The following is an 11,472-nucleotide window of genomic DNA, read 5'->3' on the forward strand; positions in this document are numbered from 1 at the left end:
AGCAGTCACAAACCGTTTCGACACTAATTTTAATTGAAAGGACACTTCATGTTACTTGCTGTTGCCGCTGTACTTTTTGGCCTCGCGCTCTTGGTTTGGAGTGCCGATCGATTTGTTGACGGCGCGGCCGCAACTGCTAATCATTTCGGTATGCCGCCACTACTCATTGGTATGGTTATCATCGGTTTTGGTACCTCCGCACCAGAAATGGTGGTGTCAGCGCTGGCCTCACTGCAAGGTAATCCAGGCCTCGCAATTGGTAACGCCTATGGCTCCAATATTACTAATATTGCACTGGTTCTCGGTATTACTGCGGTATTAGCTCCCATAGCTGTAAGTAGCCAGGTCTTGAAACGTGAAATGCCGATTCTTATTGCGGTCACCTTGTTAGCTGCCTGGCCGCTTTACGACCTTACTATCACCACCATTGAAGCCTGGATGCTATTAGCAATCTTCGCTGCCTACATGGGTTGGAGTATTTACCAAGGTATGCGCGGTAAGGATGACAGTCTCGCCGGCGAGTTTGACCAAGAAATCAAAGCGCATCAAATGCCCGTTCGCAAAGCCATCGTTTGGCTAATTATCGGTTTAATCCTATTGGTGATTAGTTCGCGTATTCTGGTTTGGGGTGCCGTCGATATAGCTAGTGCTCTTGGCGTCAGTGATTTAGTCATCGGACTTACCGTGGTCGCCATCGGCACATCGTTGCCCGAACTCGCCTCAGCCATCGCTGCAGTACGCAAAAATGAGCATGATCTCGCATTTGGTAACGTGATCGGCTCAAATATGTTTAATACCCTCGCCGTAGTCGGTATTGCCGGGGTAATCCAACCGATACAACTGGAAGCTCTGGTACTTAGCCGCGACTGGTTAACCATGACCGCGCTTACGTTCTTGCTGGCAATCTTTAGCTTTCGCATGGATCGTCCGACGCGATTGAACCGAATTCAGGGCGTCATACTATTACTTTGTTATACTTCTTATACCCTCTACCTACTGAAAACAGGCTTTTAAATGATGCAGGAACAAGGCATTAGCACAGCTCAGCGACTTGGTTATGCGGGACTAATACCTTTTCTCGCGTTTACCTTCGGTGGTCTTTTAGATGTGTACTCTGAACATTCACTGCGGTTGTTCGTGCTCTACAGTGCACTTATTCTAAGTTTTCTCGGTGGCGTTCAATGGGGGCTGGCCATGGCGCGTGACGACAGTCCAACACGTTTGCTGCATTGGAGTATGGTACCCACCATCATTGGATTGTTGTTACTTTTCGCCGGCGTATGGATTACGCCACTGACCATGCTGGTGGTACTGGCCTTTACCCATTTGTTTTGGCTCAATTTCGACAAACGGCATCTTGGCCACCATCTTTGGTACATTGAACTACGCTCGCGCTTGACCTTCACCGTAGTGGCTCTGCATGTCATTTTGATCATCATTTCTTTGTAACAACGAGCTCAAGATAAAACACGGTTGCGAATCGTTCGTATTTGTATTACTATTTGGACTAAGCTTGAAACGAGGTCCTTATGTACGTTTGTCTATGTAAAGGTGTCACAGATAAAACTATTCGCCGGGCGGTGCACGATGAAGGCATTAGCAGCATGCGTGAACTTCGCCAACAGTATGGCGTAGCGTCGCAATGTGCTTGCTGCAAAAGCTGTGCTAAAGAGGTTCTCACAGACGCCGTAAAAGAACGCAACACTCGTTTTCTTGAAGAAGCTTTGTTACCAACTGCGGTATGCTACACTTAAGCTAGATTTACTAATCATCTAGTTCAGGAGTGTGCCATGCAAGGCGAACCTAAAGTTCTGCAAGAACTCAATCGAATCCTTACCCGTAAACTCACCGCCATCAACCAGTATTTTTTACATGCTCGTATGTACAAAAACTGGGGTTTTGATGTGTTAAATAGCACTATTTATAAAGCTTCCATCGAAGAAATGAAACACGCCGATGAGGTTATTGAGCGATTGCTATTTCTCGGCGGTCTACCCAATCTGCAAGATCTCGGCAAACTCTATATCGGTGAAGAGCCACGCGAAATGCTAGAGCTGGACCATAAGGTACAGGCTGCAGATGTTGAAGCGCTGCGCCAAGCCATCACTTTGTGTGAAAAACATCAGGATTACGTGACCCGTGATGAACTTAGCGAGATTCTTGACCAACAAGAGGAACATCTTGATTGGCTGGAAACCCAACTCGAACTCATCACGCATTTAGGCTTGAGTACCTACTTACAAACTAAACTTCACAAGGAGTCGTAACATGGCTTTAGATTCTGTTGCAGTTGTGACGCAACTTAACCGCTTATTGGCGTTTGAACTTACCTCGATCGATCAATACACCGCCCACTCGCGGCGCTATGAAGACATGGGGCTGGATAAACTCTACGAGCGCATCAACCATGAAATCGATGACGAACGTGGCCATGCCGATTTATTGATTCGGCGCATGCTGTTTTTAGGCGGTCGCCCCGATATGGACAATCGCGAGAACCATAGCATTGCTGACGACGTGCCGACCATGCTCAAAAATGACTTGCAGTTAGAGCGCAACAATGCGAAAACCTTGCGTGAAGTAATTGATTTTTGCGAACAAGCTGGCGATTTCGTCACCCGCGACATGCTCGTGGGTATTTTGAAAGACACAGAAGAAGATCATGCCTATTGGTTGCGCCAGCAACTTGAATTGATCGATCGACTGGGACTAGAACTTTATTTACAGGCACAAATGTGACAACAGCGGCAACACCGGACGTCGTATCTACTATCATAACGACCATTAAAGAAGCCTTTAACTGGCTCAATAGTGAAATTTTTAGTGTCGGCGAAACTGCCGTCACCTATGGATCTGTGGTGCGCTTTCTGCTCATACTGGTGGCCGCATGGATTCTGTCGTTCGTGCTGCAGAAGGCCTTGCAGCGTTATGCAGATTATCGAAACAGCCTCGCACCGTCATCCATCTATGCCTTGAAACGCATCACGCATTACGCCGTCCTGTTGGTCGGTTTCTTGATCGCTGTCACCTCCGTCGGCATCGAGATGACCAAGTTTGCGATATTTGCCAGCGCCCTTGGTATCGGTATCGGTTTTGGTATGCAAAACCTCATCAGTAACTTTGTTTCCGGCATCATCTTGTTGTTCGATAAAACCCTAAAGGTTGGCGACTTTGTTGAGCTTGAGTCTGGCGTCACTGGTGAAGTGCAGGAAATCAACATTCGCAGCACCATTATTACCACCAACGACAATATTGACATCATTGTGCCCAACTCAGAATTTGTCAGTGGCCGGGTCACCAACTGGACCATGCGCGACACCTATCGCCGCATCAAAGTTGGATTTAGCGTAGCCTATGGTACCGACAAAGAACTGGTGAAAACGGCCGTACTCGAAGCTGCCGGACGCGTTCCCCATACCTTGACGGATACCCATCATCGACCACCACAGGTCTGGCTGGTGGAGTTTGGTGACAGCGCATTGAAATTTGAATTGGTAGTATGGCTTAAACCCGAAGCGGTGAATCGCCCGGGTGCCGTACATGCTGCTTTTATCTGGGAAATCCACACCTCGTTAATGGAACACAAAATCGAAATTCCATTCCCGCAACGCGATTTACACATCAAATCCTGGAACGGCGAAAAAGCACAGGTTCATGTTATGCGCGATCACACCGCCGTTAAATCGGATAGCGAACAACAACCAGCACCTGAACCACCATCTAAAAACGACGCCGCCGGGGAGCTTTAATTCTTTAACTGCCGGCGTAGTTCGTCGACACCAATGACCACACACTCAGCCGGGTTCACTTCGGCGAGCGCTTCGCTATTCGCTGTTGGTTTTTAATCGAACAGTCAACAGCAAATAGCTAACATCGCTCTTGTTTTTAAAGGCTCGATAGCCTATTATTGCGGCCGTTTTGGAGAGGTGTCCGAGTGGCTGAAGGAGCACGCCTGGAAAGTGTGTATACGGCAACGTATCGAGGGTTCGAATCCCTCTCTCTCCGCCAGACACAAAAGAACCGCCCTTGTGGCGGTTTTTTTATCTGCGTCCGCATCAATCCAATCGTCTGATAATTACGTACTCTTTGGAACTGACACCATTTGTGGTTATGATGGTGTTGACGATTATTTCATCAAGGAGTCCTGCTCATGTTACAGAAACTAATTGGTAGTTCGATTGTATTCGCGACATTGCTGTTCACTGCCAATGTACAGGCCAACGAAGAAGCCGAAAAACTCGCACAGCAGAATGTCTGTACCGCGTGTCATGGCATCGATAACAAGATTGTTGGCCCAGCCTATAAAGATGTTGCAGCGAAGTACGCTGACGACCCTGAAGCCTTGGCTAAAGTTAAGCAGAGCATCAAAAATGGTGGGAAAGGCAAATGGGGACAAATTCCTATGCCAGCACAACCCCAGCTGTCTGATGAACAAGTGACATTGTTGGCGGAGTGGATTCTTGGCATGAAGTAAGCGGTAAGTCATCGAATCGATAATGACATCCGTCGAATAAACTAACACCTTAGGCGTCGCCTCGTTATAGTGAAGCAACTTAGTCCACTAGGAGGCGACCATGAAATCCTCATTACTTGCGTTTGCATTAGCAACGAGTCTTACCTTAATCACCAGTGCTGCCACAGCTGCTGACCGTATCACCGGTCATCATTTCGCAACGCGCTCTGAAGCTATGGCGCCTAACGCCATGGCGGCGACCAGTCAGCCGCTAGCAACCCAGGTTGCACTCGATATCATGCAACAAGGTGGCAATGCCGTTGATGCCGCTATAGCGGCGAACGCCCTCCTTGGTTTAGTTGAACCGACCGGCAATGGTATTGGTGGCGATTTATTTGCCATCATCTGGGATGCAGAGACCGAGCAGCTTTATGGACTGAATGCATCAGGCCGCTCACCACAAAGTTTGTCACTCGACTACTTTGTCAAAAATGGCTATGACAAAATTCCTGCCCGCGGCGTTTTACCCTTGTCCGTGCCAGGTACTGTCGATGGCTGGTTCGAGCTGCACGATAAATTTGGCAAACTACCCATGGAGCAAGTGCTCGCACCAGCAATTCGCTACGCCCGTGAAGGTTTCCCAGTAACTGAAGTTATTGCCTATTACTTTGCCCGTAACGCTGCAGTTATCGGCGACCAACCGGGATTCGCAGAGGTGTTCTTAGCCGATGGCAAGCCACCCCAAAAAGGTGAACGCTTTAAAAATCCTGATCTTGCTAATTCGTTAGAAAAAATTGCCAAGCAAGGCCGTGATGTATTTTATGAGGGCGAAATTGCCCACACCATCAGTGACTTTGTTGCTGAACACGGTGGTTTTCTCTCGTATGACGACCTTGCCCAGCACGACTCTACTTGGGTAGAACCAGTATCGAGCAACTACCGCGGTTATGACCTGTGGGAACTGCCCCCCAATACCCAAGGTATTGCAGCACAACAGATCCTTAATATCCTGGAAAACTTTAACCTTGCCGAGATGGGTTTCGACAGTGCGGACTACATTCATCATTTCGTCGAAGCAAAAAAACTCGCCTTTGAAGACCGCGCCAAATATTACGCCGACCCGGCGTTTAGTCAAGCTCCAGTTGAGGGTCTACTCGACAAAGACTATGCCAAAGAGCGAGCAGAGTTGATCGATGCCAACACGCCTGCGCGGGTCGTTGAAGCTGGCAACCCGCCAACCGAAGGCGATACCATTTACTTAACTACGGCGGACCAGCAAGGCAACATGGTTTCGTTGATTCAAAGTAACTACCGCGGTATGGGTTCAGGTGTTACGCCAACCGGTCTTGGTTTTGTACTACAAAACCGTGGCGAATTATTTGCCCTTGAAGAAGGTCACGCAAATGTGTTTGCGCCAGGTAAACGCCCGTTTCATACGATTATTCCGGCGTTCGTGACCAAAGACGGTAAGCCACTGATGAGCTATGGCGTTATGGGTGGTGCCACGCAGCCCCAGATGCATGCGCAAATTCTGATCAATATCATCGACTTCGGTATGAACTTACAAGAAGCTGGTGATGCGCCACGCATCCTCCATTCAGGCTCGAGTCAGCCGACCGGTGAGCACATGACAGATGGTGGTGTCATAAGCCTGGAAAACGGTTTTTCTAAGCACACCCGCCGTGAGCTGATCAAAATGGGTCACACCCTGCAAGAAGCGGTAGGGCCTTATGGCGGTTATCAGGCGATCTGGAAAAATCATCAGGAAGATGTTTATTATGGCGCGTCTGAAAGCCGTAAAGACGGTCATGCCGCAGGTTTCTAAAGCGTAAGGAAAAAGCAATAAAAACTTGGCCGCCTACGGGCGGCTTTGTTGTTTCTGGCAATTGACTTGACTGCCGAAACGCAAATGGTCACACCGATGTAATTCAAATTAATAGTAAAGCACACTTGACTTAATGATTGATTTGAACAACTATATGTAAAATACACTTTACTTATAGGTGCCTTATGTCAAGAAAACAACAATTGAAAAAACTTACTACTCAGCTCGCTTTGTGGACGTCTCTTTGGGTCATTTCAACAGCGGTCGCTACTTTCGGCTCGCTACTTGTTTGGCCTGAGCATTACGCTGTGAAAGTGGTTCTATTACTTATTAATATCACCATAGGCGCGGTCATGATCAATGTGAATCGCCGCTATATACTGGCATTAGATGAATTGCAGCAAAAGGTATTCCTGCAGGCCATGGGAATTACCTTGGGGGTAGCGGTCATTGGCGGTATTACCTACTCACTTGCCGACATTACTGATGTAATTAGTGGCGATGCTGAAATTTCAGTTTTAATCATGGCACTAGGTATTACCTACCTGATCAGTATTTTCGTCGGCATGCGGAGTTATCGATGAGAAATAGACTGAAAGTTTTACGTGCAGAGCGCGATTGGACCCAAGCAGATCTGGCTACTGCCGTCGACGTTTCACGGCAAACCATCAACGCTATAGAAAAGGATAAATTTGATCCAAGCCTGCCCTTAGCGTTTAAATTTTCGCGATTATTCGAGTTACCTATCGAACAGATCTTTTTCGATGATGATGATCGCTTAATCTAACTGCCATTCCGCCCAAGCCTAGGTTAAGCTAAGTAAAACCAAGTTTTAGTTTAGGTGAGGGCTGCATGGATTTAGTGTTAACCGCATTAATCGCAAGTTTCATTACCGGTGCACTGACCGCTGTCGGTGCGCTGCCCATATTACTTGGTCACAAACCCTCTGAACGCTTTAATGACACCTTGCTCGGCTTTGCTGCCGGGGTAATGTTAGCAGCCTCTTTCTTCTCGCTTATCGTACCTTCAATTGAAATTTCGACGGAACTCTATGGCGAGGGTCCAGCACCGGCACTTATCGCGGTATTTGGCATACTGCTTGGTGCTGTGGCAATTGCGGTACTGGATCGTTTGCTCCCACACGAACATTTTATTACCGGTCCGGAAGGCATGGCATCAGAGAAAATCGCAGGGGTTTGGTTATTTGTCTTTGCTATTGCTATTCATAATTTTCCTGAAGGACTCGCGGTCGGCGTCGCTTACGGTAGTGGTCAAACAGATGCCGCATTTTCGTTGGCATTAGGTATCGGTTTGCAGAACCTACCTGAAGGCCTGGCAGTTGCTGTCGGTTTGGTCGCGGTCGGTTACAGCCACATTAAAAGCTTTGTTATTGCAGCTCTTACTGGCTTAATTGAACCCATAGGCGGCATTATAGGCGGTATTTTTGTTAACTTGTCGCAAGTTTTACTGCCGTGGGGGCTGGTTTTCGCGGCAGGTGCTATGCTCTTTGTTATCAGTCACGAGATCATACCCGAAACTCATCGCCGTGGTCATCATCAACGTGCGACTGCAGGTTTAATGGTAGGTTTGGTGGTTATGTTATTCCTCGACGTATGGTTGGCAGCATGAAGACAATCGCTTTTTTAGGTTATGGTGATATCGCTGAGCGCACTAGCAGTGTGCTCAGCTTTGACGGCTACACGGAATTACGTGGGCTTTGCCGAAGCCCCGAAACGAAAAACAATCCGGCCCATATCGAGCTTATTGCTGGTGATGCTGCCAACGCAGACGACTTAGCCAAATTTGTCACTGCCAATACCGATGTGATTGTCGTTACCCTCACCCCAAGTCGAGCCAGCGACGATAGTTACTATGACGGTTATGTGGTTCCCGCACGTTTGCTGCAGAATCATTTAAAAAGCAAAGGGTTAACACCAAGCATTATCTATGTTGCCAGTAGCGGTGTTTACCCTCAAAGAAATGGTGAGTGGATCGACGAAACTACGCCAGCTGAACCCAATAATCACCAGGGGGAAATGCTGGTGCAAGCGGAACAGCTCATATCCAGTGCCAGCGAGCAGGTAAGTATTTTGCGGTGCTCGGGTATTTATGGGCCGAACCGAACCCGTCTGGCTGAGCTGCTGATCTCAGGCCAGGTAGAGATTACCCCAGCATGGACCAATCGCATTCATGCCGACGATGTTGCAGGTTTTATTGCATATTTGGTGCGACACCCAGAGCATCAGCAGCCGCTATTTTTAGTTAGCGACGATGAACCTTTGTTGCAAGAAGAAGCTTATGCTCGGCTTGCCAAACGTCTCGGTGTAGACATCAAGTCGATACCTCATACCGATGAGGTCGGTCGTCGTGGCAGTAAACGAATCCGTAACCGCGCGCTCCATGCTAGCGGTTACCAATTACTCCATCCGACTTATGACCCGAGATAGCGATTTAGCTCTGAGCTTTTTTAAAGTTCAGCATACGCTGTAAGGGCTTCATGGCTTGCTCAGCCAGCTTGGCATCCACTTGAATCTCGTGGTTTACGCCGCCGTGCTCTAACGCCTCAGCGATGGCTACAAGGCCATTCATTGCCATCCAGGGGCAATGTGCACAGCTGCGACAGGTCGCTCCACTACCCGCGGTGGGCGCTTCGATGAAATGCTTGGCGGGCGACAACTGCTGCATTTTATAAAAAATACCGCGGTCAGTTGCAACGATAAAGGTTTCATTGGGTAGTTCCTGGCTTGCTTTGATCAGCTGCGAAGTTGATCCCACTGCATCAGCCAAATCGACAACATGCGCTGGTGACTCAGGATGCACCAGCACTGCGGCTTCAGGATACACCTTTTTCAAATCTTCCAGCGCCTTGGTCTTGAATTCGTCGTGTACCACACATGCACCCTGCCACATGATCATATCTGCGCCAGTCTGGTTTTGAATATAGTTGCCAAGATGCTTGTCCGGTGCCCAGAGGATGGTTTCGCCTTCGGCGTCCAGGTGATCAACGATATCCAGCGCAATGCTCGAAGTCACCACCCAGTCAGCGCGCGCTTTTACTGCCGCCGAAGTATTGGCATAAACCACCACTGTACGTTCCGGATGGGCATCACAGAACGCCGAGAACTCCTCAATGGGACAACCAATATCCAGCGAGCATGTCGCTTCAAGGGTCGGCATTAGTACCGTTTTGTTCGGTGTCAGAATTTTCGCCGTTTCACCCATAAACTTAACGCCGGCGACAATCAGGGTATCGGCATCATGATTTGCGCCAAACCGCGCCATTTCCAGCGAGTCGGACACACAGCCGCCCGTTTCTTCAGCTAGGGCCTGAATTTCCGGGTCAGTATAATAATGGGCAACCAGCACTGCGTTTTTATCTTTCAGCAACTGTTTAATACGCGCAACATACTCAGCTTTTTCGCTGGCATTGAGCGGTTTAGGTTTTGCTGGAAAGGCATAATCAAGTTGGTTGATGACGCGTGCTTGGATTTCTTCGGTGATACTCATGCTACTACTTCACTACATGGGAAACGTTTGCATAGTATAAAGGAAAATTGCGTGCGGGTAAAAAATCGTGGTGGGTCGTGCAGGATTCGAACCTGCGACCAATTGATTAAAAGTCAACTGCTCTACCAACTGAGCTAACGACCCAACGATTGGATAATAAAGTGATGAGAGAGAGTGGTGGGTCGTGCAGGATTCGAACCTGCGACCAATTGATTAAAAGTCAACTGCTCTACCAACTGAGCTAACGACCCATTCTCATCTGTTGCTACTTATCAGCGGCAACGGCGGCATAGTTTACTTAAAATGCCGCTCGTTGCAACTGCAAATTGCAGATATACGGTGCGTTTGCTCAATTTGCGAACATTTACCGTGATTACTTACAAGGATGTTACAAATCATCCAGGCGCTTGGCTGCTAAATCAGCAGGAGTACCACCTGGGTAATCAGCGACAACCTTCTCAAAGTAACTACGTGCCAGCTGCTTTTCGCCTTGTTGCTGTGCAACAATACCCAACTTCAATAAGCTGTCCGCACGCTTGTTACTATCAGGGTAGCGATCTGCGACGGTACTGAATTCTTGTTTCGCGCCACTAAAGTCGCCTTCAGCGTACAGCAGTTGTCCCAGCCAATAATGGGCATTGGGCACATAAGTTGAATTCGGGAACTGCTTGATGAAACTACGGAATTCAGGAATCGCAGCATCATAGCGACGATCCTCCATCACCAACCGAATTGCCTTATCATAGGCATCATTCTCACCCAAATCGCTCGAATACGACCCATTCATACTGGATTCATTCGCTGCGGCAGAGCTGCTATCGGCTGTACTTGATGGCACTGGCGTTGCTGCCAGACGACGATCAATCTCCTGATAAATCTCACGTTGCCGCTGCAAAATTTGTTCTAGCTGATAGGCATGTTCTTCAGTTCTGCCCCGCAAGTCTGCGACCTCATCTTGTAATGTCGACATCTGGTCGAGTAGCGCCATCTGCGCAGCGTTACGAGCATCCATAACTCGCTCTAACTGCTCAAGCCGCTCTTCAACACTGCCACTACCTAACTTCGACACCGGAGCCTGTGCGAACAGGACTCCGGGGATGAGCAAGGCCACTACTAGAATTAGTTTTTGCATTAGCTCAACCTTAGTAAACTAGGACCGCGCGACGGTTTTTCGCATACGCAGATTGTGTAGAAGCATTAATTAGTGGTTTCTCTTCACCGTAAGAAACGGTTTCAAGTTGGCTTGTGCTGACGCCAAGATTTTGCAGGTACTGCACTACAGCTTTCGCCCGACGCTCACCCAAAGCAATGTTATACTCTGGTGTACCGCGCTCGTCCGCATGGCCTTCGATGGTCACATTAACGTTTGGGTTTTGAACCAAGAATTCAGCGTGATCGGCTAATAACTGTCCGTACTCAGAACTTACACGTGCGTCATCAAATGCAAAGTAAATAATGTTTTCGCGTTGTAACGTTTGCATTTTCTCTGCGCGTACTTCTGCTGGAGTTTTAGTGCGCTCTGCAGCGTCAAGCTCAACACCAGAGCCGCTTTGCTGAGCTTGCTGCTGTTGATTGGTTTGCTGATTTGCAGCATCGTCTGCACCCTGGCTAGAGCTACATGCTGCCAACGTCAACATAGGTACAGCGATAAGAATACTTTTAAGTAACTGATTTGCGTTCATGTCCG

At 48.3% G+C, this 11,472-nt stretch carries 15 protein-coding genes and 3 tRNA genes; 13 read left to right on the top strand and 5 right to left on the bottom strand.

Annotated features, from left to right (window positions below; translation table 11 throughout):
• Nucleotides 1-48 precede the first annotated feature (48 nt).
• The 13 genes from ACQ5ES_RS04830 (at nucleotide 49) to ACQ5ES_RS04890 (ending at nucleotide 8,725) form a co-directional block, all read left to right on the top strand.
• Nucleotides 49-1,014 carry a calcium/sodium antiporter gene (locus ACQ5ES_RS04830; protein WP_445014807.1) on the top strand — a complete coding sequence of 322 codons (966 nt, stop codon included), beginning with the start codon at nucleotides 49-51 and terminating at the stop codon, nucleotides 1,012-1,014.
• Nucleotides 1,015-1,449, top strand: coding sequence for a DUF3429 domain-containing protein (locus ACQ5ES_RS04835; protein ID WP_445014808.1), 435 nt, complete (start codon nucleotides 1,015-1,017; stop codon nucleotides 1,447-1,449).
• A gap of 80 nt (nucleotides 1,450-1,529) precedes the next feature.
• Nucleotides 1,530-1,754 (top strand): bacterioferritin-associated ferredoxin, encoded by a 225-nt coding sequence (locus ACQ5ES_RS04840; protein ID WP_445014809.1) that lies wholly within the window; start codon nucleotides 1,530-1,532, stop codon nucleotides 1,752-1,754.
• A 36-nt stretch (nucleotides 1,755-1,790) separates the two neighbouring features.
• On the top strand, nucleotides 1,791-2,267 hold the full coding sequence (gene bfr / locus ACQ5ES_RS04845) for a bacterioferritin (protein ID WP_445014810.1): 477 nt from the start codon (nucleotides 1,791-1,793) through the stop codon (nucleotides 2,265-2,267).
• Between the two features lies 1 nt (nucleotide 2,268).
• Complete coding sequence (bfr, locus tag ACQ5ES_RS04850; protein ID WP_445014811.1) at nucleotides 2,269-2,739, top strand: bacterioferritin; 471 nt, start codon at nucleotides 2,269-2,271, stop codon at nucleotides 2,737-2,739.
• Nucleotides 2,736-3,749 carry a mechanosensitive ion channel family protein gene (locus ACQ5ES_RS04855; protein WP_445014812.1) on the top strand — a complete coding sequence of 338 codons (1,014 nt, stop codon included), beginning with the start codon at nucleotides 2,736-2,738 and terminating at the stop codon, nucleotides 3,747-3,749. Before bfr (ACQ5ES_RS04850) ends, ACQ5ES_RS04855 begins: the two co-directional genes overlap by 4 nt.
• A 171-nt stretch (nucleotides 3,750-3,920) precedes the next feature.
• Nucleotides 3,921-4,008: transfer RNA gene (locus tag ACQ5ES_RS04860), tRNA-Ser, on the top strand.
• 142 nt (nucleotides 4,009-4,150) lie between these two features.
• Nucleotides 4,151-4,474, top strand: coding sequence for a c-type cytochrome (locus tag ACQ5ES_RS04865; RefSeq protein ID WP_445014813.1), 324 nt, complete (start codon nucleotides 4,151-4,153; stop codon nucleotides 4,472-4,474).
• A gap of 100 nt (nucleotides 4,475-4,574) precedes the next feature.
• A complete protein-coding gene (gene ggt, locus ACQ5ES_RS04870; RefSeq protein WP_445014814.1) occupies nucleotides 4,575-6,278 on the top strand; it encodes a gamma-glutamyltransferase in 1,704 nt (567 codons plus the stop codon).
• A 185-nt stretch (nucleotides 6,279-6,463) separates the two neighbouring features.
• Complete coding sequence (locus tag ACQ5ES_RS04875) at nucleotides 6,464-6,862, top strand: hypothetical protein (RefSeq protein ID WP_445014815.1); 399 nt, start codon at nucleotides 6,464-6,466, stop codon at nucleotides 6,860-6,862.
• Entirely contained in the window at nucleotides 6,859-7,065 is a 207-nt protein-coding gene (locus ACQ5ES_RS04880; RefSeq protein ID WP_445014816.1) for a helix-turn-helix transcriptional regulator, read from the top strand. Before ACQ5ES_RS04875 ends, ACQ5ES_RS04880 begins: the two co-directional genes overlap by 4 nt.
• Nucleotides 7,066-7,130: 65 nt before the next feature.
• Nucleotides 7,131-7,907, top strand: coding sequence for a ZIP family metal transporter (locus ACQ5ES_RS04885; RefSeq protein WP_445014817.1), 777 nt, complete (start codon nucleotides 7,131-7,133; stop codon nucleotides 7,905-7,907).
• Nucleotides 7,904-8,725 carry an NAD(P)H-binding protein gene (locus ACQ5ES_RS04890; protein ID WP_445014818.1) on the top strand — a complete coding sequence of 274 codons (822 nt, stop codon included), beginning with the start codon at nucleotides 7,904-7,906 and terminating at the stop codon, nucleotides 8,723-8,725. Before ACQ5ES_RS04885 ends, ACQ5ES_RS04890 begins: the two co-directional genes overlap by 4 nt.
• A 4-nt stretch (nucleotides 8,726-8,729) precedes the next feature.
• Here the strand turns inward: ACQ5ES_RS04890 and nadA are convergent, their stop codons facing one another.
• From nadA to pal, 5 genes are all read right to left on the bottom strand, one after another.
• Nucleotides 8,730-9,785, bottom strand: a complete 1,056-nt coding sequence (gene nadA / locus ACQ5ES_RS04895; RefSeq protein ID WP_445014819.1) for a quinolinate synthase NadA — start codon at nucleotides 9,783-9,785, stop codon at nucleotides 8,730-8,732.
• A 68-nt stretch (nucleotides 9,786-9,853) separates the two neighbouring features.
• A tRNA-Lys gene (locus ACQ5ES_RS04900) sits at nucleotides 9,854-9,929 on the bottom strand.
• Nucleotides 9,930-9,960: 31 nt separating this feature from the next.
• Nucleotides 9,961-10,036: transfer RNA gene (locus ACQ5ES_RS04905), tRNA-Lys, on the bottom strand.
• 137 nt (nucleotides 10,037-10,173) lie between these two features.
• Entirely contained in the window at nucleotides 10,174-10,917 is a 744-nt protein-coding gene (gene ybgF / locus ACQ5ES_RS04910; protein ID WP_445014820.1) for a tol-pal system protein YbgF, read from the bottom strand.
• A 10-nt stretch (nucleotides 10,918-10,927) separates the two neighbouring features.
• Nucleotides 10,928-11,467: a peptidoglycan-associated lipoprotein Pal gene (gene pal, locus ACQ5ES_RS04915; RefSeq protein WP_445014821.1), complete on the bottom strand. Its 540-nt coding sequence runs from the start codon at nucleotides 11,465-11,467 to the stop codon at nucleotides 10,928-10,930.
• Nucleotides 11,468-11,472: the final 5 nt, after the last annotated feature.

The organism is Pseudidiomarina xizangensis, assembly GCF_052541995.1.